Source organism: Exiguobacterium sp. Leaf187, from assembly GCF_001423925.1.
GTDB lineage: Bacteria > Bacillota > Bacilli > Exiguobacteriales > Exiguobacteriaceae > Exiguobacterium_A > Exiguobacterium_A indicum.
The window spans coordinates 109,121-124,683 of sequence record NZ_LMPR01000011.1; the positions used below are offsets into that span (position 1 = coordinate 109,121).

A 15,563-nucleotide genomic window follows, 5' to 3' on the forward strand; every position below is an offset into this window, starting at 1 on the left:
TCAGGCTGATTATTCATAAGATCCTCAATAACAACGCTGTTGTTGTCAAAGAAAATGGACAGGAACGCATCGTCATGGGACCAGGCATTGCTTTTGGAAAAAAGAAAAAAGATCCGATTCAAGCGACGAAGATCGAAAAAATGTTCATCCCTTCATTTGAAAATGCAGAACAGTTCAAAGAGATTCTGACAACGACACCACTTGAGATCATTGATTTATCGGAACGCATCATCTCACATGCAGAAGGTGAGCTCCAAACGCCGTTTCATGACTATATTCACGTCAGTCTGACGGACCACCTTGCTCATGCCGTACGATTAGCACGTGAACAACTCGTCGTGCATAATCGATTGGCAGAAGAGATTCGCCTTTTGTATGGACCGGAGTATGCGATTGGAGAATGGGCAGTTCTTGAGATCGAGCGTGCCTTACAGGTCACGCTACCGAAAGAAGAAGCTGCGAACATCGCGCTTCACTTATACAATGCACGCCAAACGCATCCGAATATGGCCACTGCGTTGCAGACGGTTACGTTACTCAATGAACTACGTGAACAGATCGAAGTCTTTTTTGGACAAACGATCGAGACCTCATCGATGACGTATTATCGTTTCTTTACGCACATGAAATTGGTCCTCGCCCGGATTGAACAAGGAGAAACCTTACACGACATGGATGATGTGATTTTATCTGCCGTCAAAACACGTTATGCTGAGGCTTATGCCTGTGCGAGTCAAATGGGCAATTGGTTGACTGTCGAACTCGATACACGTGTACCTGAATCAGAAATCGGCTATATGGCTTTACACATCGAACGGATTCGTCCGGATCTTGAAAGGAGTTCTACGTATGAAAATCTTTAGTTTAGGGGAAGCATTGATTGATTTGATTCCTCTTGATGCTGAAAACATGACGTTTCAAAAAAATCCTGGAGGTGCTCCTGCCAATGTCTCTGTCGGACTCGCTCGATTAGGCGCTGATAGTTATTTTCTTGGAGCTGTCGGTGATGATTCGATGGGACACTTCTTGAAAGATACGTTACATCATTATGGTGTTCGTACCGATCATCTCGTCCACGATTCGACGCAAAAAACAGGACTTGTGCTCGTTACAAACGGTCAGGATGGAGAGCGGTCGTTCGAGTTCATCAACGCGGAGCGCGCTGATATGCAATTCCACGAAACACATGTACCGGAGGATTTCACGTCCGTCGATTTATTACACATCGGTTCGATCTCTTTGATTACTGGAGAATCCGTCAACGCGACACGAAAAGCCATCGCACGTGCAAAAGCGCACCAAGTACCAGTCTCTTACGATCCGAACTTACGAGAGTCGTTATGGCCGAATCTTGACGAAGCGCGGACGACGATCCGGTCTGTCCTACCGGATGCACAAATCGTCAAACTTGCTGAGGAAGAATTGACGTTTCTAACTGGACAAACGAATCTTGATGACGGGGCTGCTGAATTGTTAGCTGAATATCCGATTCGTCTTCTTGCCATCACGCTAGGAAGTGAAGGATCGATTCTCTATACGGATCGTGCGATGGCTGTCATCGATGCGATTACGGTCGACGCAATCGATACGACAGGAGCTGGAGATGCCTTCATGTCCGGTTTACTCTACCAGTGTGCGTTACGCGATTTTTCGTTTGATTGGTCTGAAGATGAACTTCGCGACATCGGTCGATTCGCAGCGATTTCAGGCGGACTTGCTGCTTCCGTCAAAGGAGCGATGGCTGCTTTGCCAACGCTCGACGAAGTCGCTCATCGCTTGAGTTGAATCGATAACTCAGTAGAAATAAGGATGGAGAGATTCCGGACCCAGTGCCAGAATCTCTCCATCCTTTTCATTTGATTGATGAGTCGTTTATTCACTAAGAGAATTGATTAAGGTGTATCGATAAATCGTTTGATTTCATCTAACGACTCGTCCTGTTGTTCTTTTGGCGTTAATGGGCTGCTGTTATCCCCTTTTTGTCGACCGTACATACCAAAGTTCGCATGGTTCCCTTGCTTGATTTCATGGAATACCGCATCTTTTCGAACGTCCTGTTTACTTTTTTCGATATCAGCGACTGGTAAGACACCATCTCGTTCACCATAAATCGTCAACGAGGGCACATCAATCGAATCAATCGGATAGGACGCGAGGAAAACGATCCCCTTAATTTTCGGATGTTGTTCGACGATCGTCGAAGCTGCGCTTCCACCGAGCGAATGCCCGATCAGATACCATTTTTTGACTTGGGGATAATCCTCGATGATATCGAGTCCTTCGCTTGAGTCAAGCAACGCAATCCGAAACGGTAGCTTTGGGATGACGACGAAGTGCCCGTCTTTCGCTAGTTGCTTGCCGTAATAACTGTAGGCCGCTGCATCAACTTTTGCCCCTTGATAAAAGATGAATCCAACGTCACTCGTCTTTTTTCCAAATGTCACTTCACGTGGTGTAGCTGTCTCCACGTAAGATATCGCTTGGGGAGATGCATCATAATCGAACTGCGCCCAGATCATGAATGCAAATACGAGCAGTGCCAACAGCGCAGCAATCGTTCCAATGATTCTTATACTCCATTTTTTCATTTCATTCCCTCCCGTTACCGTTATACCCAATATTATGTGTTAAATCACATATGAAAACAAATATTAGAATTTTCAGTCATTGTAAGCATCCCTATCGCTTTTTCATGAATTGGTTTAAGATGAAACCAATATTGTTTTTTCGAAAGGAGATTTACGTTTTGCCGCGTACCCTTGTGTCTACGATTCAATGGTTTTTATTCATCATCTGTACTAACATTGCCCCGCCCCTTGCCATCGCAGCATCGTTTGAACTCTCGGGTGCCGAGACGCTTTCCTTCTTATCTCGTTGTCTATTCGTATTTGCCATCTTAAGTCTCTTTCAAGTCCTGCTCGGACACCGTCTACCGATCATGGAAGGTCCTGCTGGAATTTGGTGGGGTGTATTTGCTCTTTATTCGTCGATTGGTGTCACATTGTACGGCAGTTATTCAAACACATTACAGTCGCTTGGATTCTTACTCCTACTCAGCGGTATCATCTGTATCGTCTTGACGATGACGGGTGTCTTACGGCGCTTAGTCCCCCTTTTTACACCGCAAGTCATCGGAGTCTACATGCTGTTGCTGTCGGCACAGCTGTCCGGATCCGTCATGAAAGGATTACTCAATATCGAGGATGGACGAATTCAAGTATTACCTGCCGTCATCTCGATTCTGACGGTCTTGATCTCACTTTATTTAGAACGAAGCGATCGCTTACGCCAGTACGCTTTATTAATCACGTTACTCGTCGGTTGGAGCATGTTTGCATTGATTGGTCGTGCCGAGATGCCAAGCTTCGACGGTCCACTGTTCACTTTACCGAGCTTGTTGCCGTTCGGCGGTATTCATGTCGACTGGAGCTTATTACCGACAGCTCTCATCATCTCGTTGTTGTTAATGACAAACGTCTTAGCAAACATCAAGGTCATCGAACGGATTATCAGTGCCAAGCGTGGTGAAACCGTCAAAGGACAAGTCGGAACAGCTGGTATCACGGCTGGTATCGGACAACTCTTCGCTGGTCTGTTCGGTACGGTCGGTCCTGTCGCCATTTCCGGAACAGCTGGTTTCATTGCCTCAACAGATAACACGGACCGCAAAGCGTTCGTCTATGCGAACATCACGTGCCTTTTCCTCAGTATCGTGACACCATTCGTCGGGTTGATCGCTAAAATCCCCGTCGCTGTCGGTTATGCGATGGTCGCACCGATTGTTGCCGGGATGGCGATCATCGGCGTCACGGAAGCAGCCCGCGACTTGAATCGTCAAACGGCGATGATCACGGTCGGTCTCCCGGTCCTCGTCGGCATCGGTGCGTTGTTACTACCAAAAGGGGCAACGGCCGATTTACCGCCACTCGTGACGACCTTGATGTCAAACGGTCTCGTCCTCGGAACATTGGTCGCCTTGCTCGCAGAAGGGTTACGCCATATTCGGACGAATGATTAATAAAAAGACGCTTTCTCGATTGAGAAAGCGTCTTTTTTCATGCATCAGCGAATACCGCGCATGTATTTTTGAAGTTTTGGTGCGAAAGCGAACAAGAGTAATCCGAAGATGACGGCAACGATACCTGTGATACCGAAGTACAAAATCTCCGTATCATTCGTGTAGTATTTAACGATTTGTGCGTTGACCGCTTGACCTGTTGCGTTCGTCAAGAACCACAGACTCATCGTTTGCGCTGAGAAGGCTGCCGGCGCCAATTTTGTTGTTGCCGATAGACCGACTGGTGACAAGAAGAGCTCACCGATGACGACGAGGAAGAAGCTCAGTGCAAGCCAGAGTGGACTAACTGACGTCTCCACACCGAACAGGATACCTGGTAGTGTCATGACGATGAACGAAAGTCCGGCGAACAGAAGACCAAACGAGAACTTTTGCATCGTCGTTGGTTGACGGTCACCGAGTTTGACCCAGAAGCTCGCAAAAACAGGTGCTAATACGATGATGAAGAGCGGATTCAACGATTGGAAGAATGCCGGTTGAATCTCAAATCCTAAGAATGAAAGGTTCGTCCGTTCACTTGCGAAGATCGAGAGGACGTATGAACCTTGTTCTTGGATTGCCCAGAAAATCGCTGCTGCGATGAACAACGGAATATACGCAATCAAACGTGAGCGCTCATCATCCGTGATCTTTGGACTACGAAGCATGACTGTGAAGTAAGCGATCGGAATCAAGATCCCGAGAATCGTGACCATTAAAGTAAAACGAGAAATTGTCAACAGTCCTGTCATCGATGCAACGACACCGAGTACCGCAACGACGACGACAACGATTGATGCGATCGTGATGAAGCGTTTTTTCTCGTCCCCTTTTAATGGGTTCAAGACATACGTACCCGCTTGACCAAGGTTTTTCTTTTTCGTCAAGACGAAGACGACAAGTCCTGCGAACATCCCGATGGCAGCGAGTGCGAAACCAGCGTGATATCCACCGCGGTCAGCCACTTCACCGACGACGAGTGGTGAGAGGAATGCCCCAGCGTTGATCCCCATGTAGAAGATACTAAAACCAGCATCGCGGCGGTTATCCGTCTTGCTGTACAAATCACCGACGATATTCGATACGTTCGGTTTCAAGAAACCAGTACCGATGACGATAAGTCCCATCGAGATGAAGAGGGCTGTAATGCCTGCTGGTAAAGCAAGGACGATATGCCCTAGCATGATCAAGATACCACCATAGAAGACGGTGCGTGACGTACCGAGTAAACGGTCAGCTACCCATCCCCCAATGATCCCTGACATGTAGACGAGCGAACCATAAACGGCCATGATTGACGCAGCTGTCGTCTTATCGATACCTAGACCACCGTTGGCAACTGAATCGTACATGTAGAAGATAAGGATGGCACGCATGCCATAGTAGGAGAAACGCTCCCAAAACTCAGTGAAGAAGAGGGTGAACAACCCTTTCGGATTCCCAAAGAATCCTTTTTGCGGAACGGTCTTGTAGACCTGATCGCGATCAAACTCTGCCATATGATCGGCTCCTTTCATCAATCCTAAATAAGTGCATAATCCATCATCTTTTCCCGCTTTCCCCAAACGATAAGCGTGACGAAACAGATAGGATACGAATACACTGTTTTGCCTGAATTGTCTCACTTCTTTTTTTATATATGAGACAGCACTTTACCATTCAACCGCAAATCATTTGACGAGTCAAATATTATTTACGTTACAAGAATAACAAAAAGAGCAGTCGACTACTCGACTGCTCAGGATTGCATCTGTTTCGATTCAATGATTGTAATTCCAGGCGGTGCATGTAACGTTTCACGGATCATCGCCGCAGCGACTTGACCAGCTTCGATCGGAGCAATGGCACTCCGCTTCAACAAGGGGCGTAAAACCGTCGAAATTTTCGCAGCCGCTTGTTCGCCTAAGCGGAATTCATCTCGATCCCCTAGCAACAATGACGGTCTAAAAATCAATAACGCGTCATATCCGAGTACACGTAATCCGTTTTCCGTGTCCCCTTTTACGCGATTGTAGAAGGTTTTCGCATTCGGATGGGCACCGAGCGCCGAAATCAAGGCAAATCGTGTCGCCCCGAGGTCTAACAATTCACGACCAAGTTCAATCGGATATGTGTAGTCAACCTGACGAAATGCCTCTTGCGATCCTGCTTGTTTGATCGTCGTGCCCAGTGCACAATAGACATGGTCGACGACAGGTAGTTCAATTTCTGTCACACGATCAAAATCAATCACCCATTCTTCCAATTTCGGATGAAAACGGCGCATCGGGCGGCGAACGAGAACATGTACCTCGCTATACGCATCTTCTGCCAACAAACGATCGACGAGTTCTTGTCCGACTAGACCAGATGCTCCTAAAATTGCTGCTCTCATACGTTTCTCCCTCCTTCATGCTGTCGACCAATTGGTACGAAATAGGAACGGTTTCCGGTAATCCGTTCTCCGGCACGTACACCAATCGCACTTGGTCTTCCTCCTAAAATAAAGACACCATACATATACGCGACTTCTCCCTCTTCCTGAAGTGAGTACGTCGGTAATTCTTGATACGCTTGATAAACAGCCGGTTGATCACGAAACGTATGCTGTTCATTCTTTAGCATGATATGTCCTTGTCCATCATGGACCGTCACGGTATCTCCTTCACGCCCGAAGATTGGTTTTTTAACGAATGATCGCTGGCTTGAAATGAATGGATCAGCGGATAAGTACGTCGGTAAAAAGTAACGCGTAATCGTCATATGGTCCGTTTCGCTCAAGTACGGATGATTGGCTTCATGCAACATCCAGATCAATGCAAGAACCGACTTAGCTTGCATTAAAAAGGCAGACGGTGGATTGATGATTTCGAGTCGACCCGTCTCGACGAGTTGCAGGAGTAATTGTCCTAAATTTCTTCCGTCCTCATCCCGGTCAAGTAAGGCCATCTCGATCGGAAAGGTTTGACGATATAAGATATCGATTCTTTTACCAGCCTCATCGTACAGACCTTCTTCCGGACGAATCTCTAATGCATGAAGTGGACAATAGGTCGCATCACTCCAAAACGACTGCAAATACTCAGCTGTCAATCGATCCTCGATGTGGTCACCATGTGAGGTGAAGACGACATGCGGATGCTGTTTCGTCCGATGTATCGCGGCTTCGATCGCGCGACGGACAGTTGCCTTCAGCCATTTGTTTTCCCCATCGTTGACCCGTTCAAAACCTTGTTTTTCCGCTACGACATCATTGACTTCAAATACTTCTTTAATGAAAGTCGGCGTATCCGCGTTCCATTCCATGAGTGAGATACGATCTGCCGTCGCAATGAAATCAAAGCGTCCGATGACGGTCAACGGTCGCATCGTCTCGAGTCGTAAAAAAGCGAGACTTTCAACTGGAAAGCCCAGCTCGAGCAGTGCCTCATCATCCATCGATCGAAGAATCGGAAGTACTTTTTCAAATATCTTGTAAACTTCTTGCGCCGCGATATGCAGTTGGTCGATTCGTTCTTCCGAGATGGGCATGATTTCCGTCACAGCGTACGGTTCCCCGTCTAGCACATCCCAAAAACGATCGATGTCTCCGTAAAAGGTTTGTCGTCTATTCATCCGCCGAAAAAGCCGGAAGATGAGCCTGTTCCGAATCCCTTTGTCTTCGTGTTATAATTCTTTACTTCTTTTGATTTCGGCGTATACCCTTTCGTTCGCATCGCACTATGCATCAAGGCACGTGATGCGAAATAACTACCACCCCAGTAATAGTATCCTGAATGGGTTGATGAACTATCATCACAGTACCAAACGCCTTCATCATTATCATACTCATAGTCATCACAATCCGGATCATCTGGTCGTTCCGCTCGTGCATCATCCGATCCACACCCACTCAGTGTCGTTCCGATCAACAGTGTTGCAGCTAGTGTCGCTTGTTTCATCCAATTCACCGTCTCAGTCCCCTTTCCTTTTACTCTCGTTATGGATAGTATACGCTTTTTTGGAGAGAAAAGTTTCTTTGTTCTGTCGGAACTTTTTTTCCTTCAATGTGGTAATAGTATCTATAGAACGAAAAGGAGGATTTACGCATGTCACTTGCCTACTACGTTGAAGAAAATGGTGAATTCCATCCGATCTATCAATATGATCGTTATGCGATTGAACCGGAAGAGATCATCGCCCACCAACTCTGCGAATTTCATATCATCGAAGGACATCAATACGAGCTTCGTTCCAATGAGATGGCAGGTGATTACGATCAATTGATTGTCGATCATATCAAGGCATCACCGCGTGCGACAGAAGAACGCGTTTATCCACCGCATCAAATTCATATCGAGTTCAGAGAGTATTTATCTGACAGCGCGCAACCGCTCTTAAAGACATCAACGGTTCCGAATCACGTCCAAGCGATGCGTTTTTTGATCAAGGACAAAATTGAAGTCGAAGGACACGGTGTGTTTGAGCGTGACAGCTGTGAAATCGATATCGACCGAAATTGTTACGTCGTCTATCTTGCTGATACACTTTGAGATGTAAAATCAGGTCTCTTCATTTCCAAGAGACGTTTTTTTTGGCATACTAGAAAGTAAGAACGAATCAATCGAGGTGAACGAACATGAGTGAACAACCAAAAAAACTATCATTGCAAGAGGCAATGATCGAACGCTTGAAAGCAAAAAAACAAGCGCAAACAAAACGTCCGACTGGCTTACAAGGAACACAAACGAAACAATTGACGAGCCAACAGACGAAAAAAGCAAACAACCAGAAAAAACGGACAGGCGTCTAAGTCACAGGAATTCATGAAATAAGGAGTAATTATGAGTATTTTAACGGTATCTAACTTAAGTCACGGATTCGGTGACCGCGCCATTTTCGAAAATGTCTCCTTCCGCCTGTTAAAAGGCGAGCACATCGGTCTCGTCGGTGCGAACGGTGAAGGAAAATCGACGTTCATGAACATCATTACGTCGCAACTTGAGCCGGATGAAGGAAAAGTCGAATGGGCGAAGCATGTACGCGTTGGTTATTTGGATCAGCACGCTGTCCTTGAAAAAGGATTAACCATCCGCGATGCACTTAAAGGTGCATTCCAGTACATGTTCGACATCGAACAGGAAATCAATGATTTGTACGGTAAAATGGGCGAAGTCGAGCCAGAAGAACTGGAAAAGATGCTCGAAGAAGTCGGCGTCTTGCAGGACATTCTGACGAATAACGACTTCTATACGATCGATGCAAAAGTCGAAGAAATCGCGCGCGGTCTTGGGCTCGATGAGATCGGACTCGACCGGGATGTACAAGAGCTCAGTGGTGGACAGCGGACGAAAATCCTGCTCGCCAAACTCCTTCTTGAAAAACCGGACATTCTCTTACTTGATGAGCCGACCAACTATCTCGATGTCCAGCATATCGAATGGTTGAAACGCTACTTGAATGAATATGAGAATGCGTTCATCTTGATTTCGCACGATATTCCATTCCTCAATAGCGTCATCAACTTGATTTATCATATGGAAAATCAAGAATTGAATCGTTATGTCGGTGATTACGACAACTTCGTCACGATCCATGAAGCGAAGAAAAAGCAACTCGAGTCCGCGTTCAAGCGTCAACAGCAGGAAATCTCTGAGTTGAAGGACTTCGTTGCCCGGAACAAAGCCCGTGTCTCGACACGGAACATGGCGATGTCGCGTCAGAAGAAGCTCGATAAGATGGATGTCATCGAACTTGCGCAAGAGCGTCCAAAACCAGAGTTCCACTTCCTCCAAGCACGGACACCAAGTAAATTGATGTTCGAAGCAAAAGGTCTCGTCATCGGATACGATGAGCCACTTTCGCGCCCTCTTGATCTGACGATCGAACGTGGGCAGAAGATTGCGTTGCACGGTGCGAACGGAATCGGGAAATCGACGTTGCTCAAGAGTTTGCTCGGTGAAATTCCAGCTGTCTCGGGTGTCGTTGAGCGAGGCGAGAACTTGCATATCGGGTACTTCGAACAAGAAGTTAAAGAGAAGAACTCGAATACGTGTATCGAAGAGATTTGGAATACGTTCCCGTCTCTGACACAACAACAAGTCCGTGCTATGCTCGCGAAGTGTGGTTTGATGACGAAACACATCGAATCGAAAATCGAAGTGCTCAGCGGTGGGGAAAAAGCGAAAGTCCGTCTTTGTAAATTGATGAATACGGAATCGAACATCCTCGTACTCGATGAGCCGACGAACCACTTGGACGTCGAAGCCAAAGAAGAATTAAAACGTGCGTTACAAGAGTACAAAGGAACCGTCCTGTTGATCTCACACGAACCAGAATTCTATGAAGCTGTTGCGACAGACTTATGGAACTGTGAATCATGGACGACAAAAGTATTCTAAGCTACACCATACAAAAGATGGGATGCCCAGAAGGGTATCCCATCTTTTTAGTTCATACACTTAATCATTGCATGATCGTGCATCTTCACGCACACTAAGACTTAGAAAATGATTATGAAGGAGCGTGTTTTTTTGGAAACGATCACGAAAAAGGCAACACTATCCTATCTCCATGTTCCAAGCGGTGGTTCAGAACAGTTGATTGCCCGTCTCTATTCACCTGAACATACAGCGAATGCTCCACTGATTGTTCTCTTCCACGGATTTCCCGGGAAACAGTTGAACATGGACTGGGCAGTTCAACTTCAAAGTGCAGGGTACCATGTACTCGTCACGTCGTATCGTGGAACGATCGGGAGCCCTGGAACCTTCCGATTCCAACATGTTTTGGAAGACGCGACCGCGACACTACAGCACGTCTGCTCAGAGTCTTTCACTGCCGAACATGGCATCAAGGCGGATCAGATTACCGTCGTTGGTCATAGCATGGGCGGTTTCGCCGGTCTACATGCTTTTGCTGAGACACCAGAGGCTGCACATTATGTCGGAATCTCTCCGTTTAATTTTGGTCTCGTCGGTCAGCTCGTCCTCGAACATCCGGAATACGAAGCTGCGCTACACGGTGTACTCGAACGAGGAGCTGGTTTCCTAAATGGTGCCGTTGCTGACGCGTTACTCGATGAGTTGAAGCACCATCATACGACTTGGAATTTACTGACGCTAAAAGAACGTCTAGCCGATCGCTCGATGTTGCTTATGACGTCAGAAAGGGACGAAACATCGATCAAAGCACTCCATCATGACTTATTGCTATCCGACAGTCCGTTCGAGGAAGCGATTGTCGATAGTGATCACAACTATATCGAGAATCGGGACGCTGCCTTTAACGAATGGACAGCTTGGCTCGCCCGACAATGAAAAGAGCGCTCAGCGTACGACTGAGCGCTCTTTTGCTGAAGTTCGAGTCCGTTGCACAGGACGGATCCGTATCCGATAAAGGACGAGCGTAAACATCGTCAGTGTTGAGATAGCGTACCAGATCGTCGTGAACAGGGTTCCGGTATCCGTACCGATGAAAAGACCATGTGCCGTCATTAATAGCCAAGCAGGTAAGACCAGCCAGTGTGTCAATTTCCAAAGCGTCTTGCCTAACGTCTCCTTTAAGAAATCCGAAGTCACGAGAACGAATCCGAATAAGTAGAGACTGATCGTTCCTAGCGCATTCCAGAGTGGTTCATAAGAAGCTTGGCCCGGAATCAGGACTTCAAAGATCGTCAGTGGTGCGTATGAATCGACGATGATGAGCGTCGCATGAAGGACGATTGCGAGCAAACCTGCCCAGCCACTATATAAGTGCACGTGATGCAGTCGTGCTTTTTGTTTTTTGAGTGCCGGGTAGGAACCGAGCAATCCCGCTAAGACAGAAATCGTCATGAAGAAGTGCCCACTTAATCCACTCAACCGGATCATCATCCATGTTGAGAACAACCATTTCATCCAGTCCATGTCTCACTCACTCCCTTCTGTTCACTTCGCCATTCCCCAGCAGTATCCAAAATCAATAATCGTCCTTTTGGAAACCAACGAAACAGCTTTTCTTGACGTTCTGTCTCTGTCATCTGAAAGGCAAGCTTCGTCATGACTTCGGCTTCATAGAGTTGTGGCGCAGATGCCGTCACTTGAAGAATCGGACTTCTCGTCGGACGTCCTGTTCGTCCATCTAACAAATGATGATGCGTCTGTCCGTCCGTCTTCCACGATCGATAGACACGGTTCGATGTCGCAATCGCACCTTGTCGTAATTGCATGTCAGCGACGCGTTGTTCGGTCTCGGGATGCGTGATCGTGATATTCCATGGTTCCTCCTCGGACCAGACGATGACGTCACCTCCCGCTTCAATCAATCCACGACTCCAGCTTTTTCGTAGTCGCTGCGCTGCGATCATCGCGGCAGCTCCTTTTCCGATTCCACCTAGGTCGATAAAACCGCCTCCGACTCGCGTCACGTCACATCCTTCAATGATGAACGGGGCGATCTCTGGTGGAGCAATCTCTTCATAAGCGACAGCTTGTGTGAAGGGAAATGATTGGCGATAGCCATTGGCTTGTTGTTGCGCCAGCAGGAATGGGGAAAAATAACGTTCGGTCTGCTCGAAGTATCGCGTGGCGCGGGCCAGTAAGCGGGCTAACGGTAAGGACACAGATAACGTGTCGCCGATCCGTAAGCGATTCAATCGACTGACTTCACTTTGCTTATCAAAGCGTGACCACTGCCGATCCACATAATGAAAGAATCGGACAAGTTCCTCCCATTCTGCTTCATCGATCGGCTGATCCGTCACGAACCGCACCTGATTATGCATCGCATACAATTGTCGCTCCATCTTCCTCCTCCTTACCTCGAATGGCTAGACTGACCGTCACTTGATCCACCGGGTTGACTGAAGCCAGACGATTCATCACCTTGCCATTGATCATCATCGTCATCTTCGTAATATCCATCATCCCCTTCGTATTCGCCTTCATCATCGCTATACTGATTCCCTTGAGATGGTAGCGTCGTATCGTTCGAATACGTATCGCCTGTCGAAACAGGTGTCGTAGAGGAATCGTTCGAACTGACACTCAACTGACCAATCGCAAGTCCGATGAAGACGGAACTACTAAGCCCGACGAGCCATTTCGCAAATGGTTTTGGTTTCATCTGTTTCCTCTCCCTTCTTGTTACGTTTACTGTATCGAAAAAAACTGACAACTAACTGACGGCAACTATGGGATAATGAGAAAAAAAGAGGAGCGATGTGCATGCGCGTTTTGGTAGCAGAAGATGATCAGCGTCTTGCGAAGATGTTACGCCTCCATTTGGAGCGGGCAGGATATCAGGTAGATGTTGCGCAGGATGGAGTGGAAGCGCTCCTCCAATGTCAGACGTATCGCTATGACTTACTCGTTCTCGATTGGATGATGCCTCGTAAGAGCGGAGTCGAAGTCGCCGCTACCTTACGGCAAGAACAGTTTGAAGGCGGCATCTTGATGCTGACTGCTCGCGATACGGAAATCGATCTCGTTCATGGTCTCGATAGTGGAGCCGATGACTATCTCGTTAAACCGTTTCAATCGAATGAATTACTGGCACGACTGCGCGCGCTCAGTCGTCGTCAACAAAAGGCATTCGTGTCGACGGTTTCTTTCAATGGACTACTCCTCGATCTGTCCTCACAAACGATTTCTTACGAGCGACATCCAATCGATTTAACACGACGTGAATTTGAATTCCTTTCCTTACTGTTAAGACGACCTGAACAGGTGATGAGTCGTGAATTGATCATCGAAGTCGTGTGGGGGATCGGGGCGGATATTACGGATAACGCGCTCGATGCGCTCGTCCGACTCGTTCGAAAAAAATTAGATGCGGTCGGTGCTCCTAATTTGATTCGGACAGTTCGCGGATTCGGTTATCGTTTAGGTGATCCGCATGCTTGAATCGATTCGAAAACGACTGACCTTGTTATTCAGTGGCTCGTTTTTTCTTGTACTAGTCCTTATCCTGATTGGTGTGTATGTCACGAACGCTCAATTGCTGAATCGAATGGAATTGAATCAATTGAAGAGCGTATCTGATCGAGATATCTTCGAACGGATCGAGCATGGGGAGGATCACTTCATTCGAAATCCGATCTACTTCCAGTTACTCGATGGTTCAGGAAACGAACGCTATGCAAGTCTGCCGCCAGACGTCGAGTCCAAAACACTGCGCCGTTTTTTAAGCTCGAATGATACGACGCAACAAGTGGAATGGGATGATCGACACTTCTTGCTGTATCAACGGAGTACCGAAGAAGGACGGCTACTACTGATGAAGGACATCTCTCCGACCGAAGACACCTTACAGCGATTGATTGCCGTTCTGGCGGGGATCGCGGTGCTCGCAACGATTGTCCTGACGCTAGTCGGATATATCCTTGCTGGTCGAGCCGTCATTCCGGTGCAACAAGCATTCGATCGTCAACGTCGTTTTACGTCCGATGCTTCACATGAACTACGGACACCTCTGACAATCGTCTACAGCGGGATTGAATTGCTAGAAGCGGAATCACTTTCGAATGAAGGGCGTACGATTCTAGAGGACGTTAAAGCAGAAACGGCAGGCATGCAGTATTTAGTCTCTGATTTATTATTGCTTGCGCGAGAAGGACAACCTTCACCGAAACAGGAAGTTGACCTTAGTTCGCTCGTTCAAAAGACCGTCGAACGTTTTCAGCACGCCTACTCGGATCGCGTCATCCACGCTTCGATAATGCCTGACTTACGCATGAAGGGAGATACCCATCAATTGAACCGCTTATTGACGGTCTTTCTTGAGAATGCTCTTGTCTACAGCGATGACGTCATTGATGTCTCTCTCGAAGAAACTACTACAGAACGCCAGTTGACGATACAGGACCGCGGAATCGGTATCGCTTCCAATCAACAAACTAAAATATTCGAGCGTTTTTACCGGGGGGACCATTCGCGTCACGGAACAGGAACCGGTCTTGGGTTATCAATCGCTCAATCCATTGCGGAGCAACATGGCGGAACGATTTCCATTGATTCCACATTAGGTGAAGGTACACGGTTCATCATTCATTTCCCAACTCTTTAAAACGGTGTCAGTTAACTGTCAGATAAGCAGGGTAAAGTGAAATTATGCTTTACCATACTTATCCAAGGAGGTTTTTGATATGTTGGGGAACGTACCGCTTCATCCACTTCTTGTCCATGCACCGATTGCACTTTTATTATTTGCGACGATCCTATTACTCATCAGTCTGAAGTGGACACAATTCAAACTGTTTGCCCTTTTTACGTTAGTCGTCGGTCTGATTTCCGGAGTCGCTGCCTATTTGTCTGGAGACGGAGCAGAAGAGTATGCGGAAGCGAATTTAAGCAGCGTTACCCATGCTGCCATCGAAAATCATGAGCATTTTGCACTGTTCAGTCTTGTTGCCTTTGGTGTCTCGCTGTTATTTCTTTTGTTAGGTTACCGCTCGAACAAAAAAATGTTTTTATTACTCAGTTTCGTTGTTGCCATCGTCGGTAGCGGACTACTTGCTTATACTGGTCATCTCGGTGGTCAGATGGTCTACGCCAAATAAAACAAGAGC

The 15,563-nt window shown here is 47.1% G+C and carries 18 protein-coding genes; 10 read left to right on the forward strand and 8 right to left on the reverse strand.

Features of this window, described 5'->3' with window-relative positions:
* Nucleotides 1–20 precede the first annotated feature (20 nt).
* Together ASF99_RS14600 and ASF99_RS14605 are read left to right on the forward strand one after the other, a co-directional pair.
* A complete protein-coding gene (locus tag ASF99_RS14600) occupies nt 21–863 on the forward strand; it encodes a PRD domain-containing protein (RefSeq protein WP_231681717.1) in 843 nt (280 codons plus the stop codon).
* On the forward strand, nt 850–1,785 hold the full coding sequence (locus ASF99_RS14605; protein ID WP_055969611.1) for a carbohydrate kinase family protein: 936 nt from the start codon (nt 850–852) through the stop codon (nt 1,783–1,785). Before ASF99_RS14600 ends, ASF99_RS14605 begins: the two co-directional genes overlap by 14 nt.
* Nucleotides 1,786–1,892: 107 nt before the next feature.
* Here the strand turns inward: ASF99_RS14605 and ASF99_RS14610 are convergent, their stop codons facing one another.
* Nucleotides 1,893–2,588: an alpha/beta hydrolase gene (locus ASF99_RS14610; RefSeq protein ID WP_082487248.1), complete on the reverse strand. Its 696-nt coding sequence runs from the start codon at nt 2,586–2,588 to the stop codon at nt 1,893–1,895.
* A 158-nt stretch (nt 2,589–2,746) separates the two neighbouring features.
* Between ASF99_RS14610 and ASF99_RS14615 the strand changes: the two genes are divergently transcribed.
* The gene (locus tag ASF99_RS14615; RefSeq protein WP_023469734.1) at nt 2,747–4,018 is read left to right on the forward strand and encodes a purine/pyrimidine permease; all 1,272 of its coding nucleotides are present in this window, start codon (nt 2,747–2,749) and stop codon (nt 4,016–4,018) included.
* Nucleotides 4,019–4,062: 44 nt separating this feature from the next.
* On the opposite strand, the gene ASF99_RS14620 is transcribed toward ASF99_RS14615, so the two are convergent.
* The 4 genes from ASF99_RS14620 to ASF99_RS14635 all read right to left on the reverse strand — a co-directional run bounded on the left by ASF99_RS14620 (nt 4,063) and on the right by ASF99_RS14635 (nt 7,977).
* Nucleotides 4,063–5,556 (reverse strand): peptide MFS transporter, encoded by a 1,494-nt coding sequence (locus ASF99_RS14620; RefSeq protein ID WP_023469735.1) that lies wholly within the window; start codon nt 5,554–5,556, stop codon nt 4,063–4,065.
* 239 nt (nt 5,557–5,795) lie between these two features.
* A complete protein-coding gene (locus ASF99_RS14625; protein ID WP_023469736.1) occupies nt 5,796–6,431 on the reverse strand; it encodes an NAD(P)H-binding protein in 636 nt (211 codons plus the stop codon).
* On the reverse strand, nt 6,428–7,651 hold the full coding sequence (locus tag ASF99_RS14630) for a glutathionylspermidine synthase family protein (RefSeq protein WP_023469737.1): 1,224 nt from the start codon (nt 7,649–7,651) through the stop codon (nt 6,428–6,430). The genes ASF99_RS14625 and ASF99_RS14630 overlap by 4 nt, the downstream gene beginning before the upstream one ends.
* Complete coding sequence (locus ASF99_RS14635; protein WP_055969810.1) at nt 7,648–7,977, reverse strand: hypothetical protein; 330 nt, start codon at nt 7,975–7,977, stop codon at nt 7,648–7,650. The genes ASF99_RS14630 and ASF99_RS14635 overlap by 4 nt, the downstream gene beginning before the upstream one ends.
* A gap of 147 nt (nt 7,978–8,124) precedes the next feature.
* Here ASF99_RS14635 and ASF99_RS14640 point away from each other — a divergent pair, with 147 nt between their 5' ends.
* The 4 genes from ASF99_RS14640 to ASF99_RS14650 all read left to right on the forward strand — a co-directional run bounded on the left by ASF99_RS14640 (nt 8,125) and on the right by ASF99_RS14650 (nt 11,334).
* Nucleotides 8,125–8,568 carry a hypothetical protein gene (locus ASF99_RS14640; protein ID WP_023469739.1) on the forward strand — a complete coding sequence of 148 codons (444 nt, stop codon included), beginning with the start codon at nt 8,125–8,127 and terminating at the stop codon, nt 8,566–8,568.
* An 86-nt stretch (nt 8,569–8,654) separates the two neighbouring features.
* On the forward strand, nt 8,655–8,828 hold the full coding sequence (locus ASF99_RS17480) for a hypothetical protein (protein ID WP_023469740.1): 174 nt from the start codon (nt 8,655–8,657) through the stop codon (nt 8,826–8,828).
* 31 nt (nt 8,829–8,859) lie between these two features.
* A complete protein-coding gene (locus tag ASF99_RS14645; RefSeq protein ID WP_023469741.1) occupies nt 8,860–10,416 on the forward strand; it encodes an ABC-F family ATP-binding cassette domain-containing protein in 1,557 nt (518 codons plus the stop codon).
* Between the two features lie 132 nt (nt 10,417–10,548).
* Complete coding sequence (locus ASF99_RS14650; protein WP_035395579.1) at nt 10,549–11,334, forward strand: alpha/beta hydrolase family protein; 786 nt, start codon at nt 10,549–10,551, stop codon at nt 11,332–11,334.
* Nucleotides 11,335–11,343: 9 nt separating this feature from the next.
* On the opposite strand, the gene ASF99_RS14655 is transcribed toward ASF99_RS14650, so the two are convergent.
* Genes ASF99_RS14655 through ASF99_RS14665 form a run of 3 tightly spaced genes read right to left on the reverse strand, consistent with a single transcriptional unit; the run spans nt 11,344 to nt 13,120 of the window.
* Nucleotides 11,344–11,922, reverse strand: a complete 579-nt coding sequence (locus tag ASF99_RS14655) for a hypothetical protein (RefSeq protein ID WP_055969614.1) — start codon at nt 11,920–11,922, stop codon at nt 11,344–11,346.
* Nucleotides 11,910–12,800, reverse strand: a complete 891-nt coding sequence (locus ASF99_RS14660) for an FAD:protein FMN transferase (protein WP_055969618.1) — start codon at nt 12,798–12,800, stop codon at nt 11,910–11,912. Before ASF99_RS14660 ends, ASF99_RS14655 begins: the two co-directional genes overlap by 13 nt.
* Before the next feature lie 11 nt (nt 12,801–12,811).
* Nucleotides 12,812–13,120 (reverse strand): hypothetical protein, encoded by a 309-nt coding sequence (locus ASF99_RS14665; protein WP_023469745.1) that lies wholly within the window; start codon nt 13,118–13,120, stop codon nt 12,812–12,814.
* Between the two features lie 101 nt (nt 13,121–13,221).
* Between ASF99_RS14665 and ASF99_RS14670 the strand changes: the two genes are divergently transcribed.
* From ASF99_RS14670 to ASF99_RS14680, 3 genes are all read left to right on the forward strand, one after another.
* Entirely contained in the window at nt 13,222–13,899 is a 678-nt protein-coding gene (locus ASF99_RS14670; protein ID WP_035395573.1) for a response regulator transcription factor, read from the forward strand.
* Nucleotides 13,892–15,061 carry a sensor histidine kinase gene (locus ASF99_RS14675; protein WP_035395571.1) on the forward strand — a complete coding sequence of 390 codons (1,170 nt, stop codon included), beginning with the start codon at nt 13,892–13,894 and terminating at the stop codon, nt 15,059–15,061. Before ASF99_RS14670 ends, ASF99_RS14675 begins: the two co-directional genes overlap by 8 nt.
* Before the next feature lie 79 nt (nt 15,062–15,140).
* Nucleotides 15,141–15,554, forward strand: coding sequence for a DUF2231 domain-containing protein (locus ASF99_RS14680; RefSeq protein ID WP_023469748.1), 414 nt, complete (start codon nt 15,141–15,143; stop codon nt 15,552–15,554).
* The last annotated feature ends 9 nt before the right edge of the window (nt 15,555–15,563 follow it).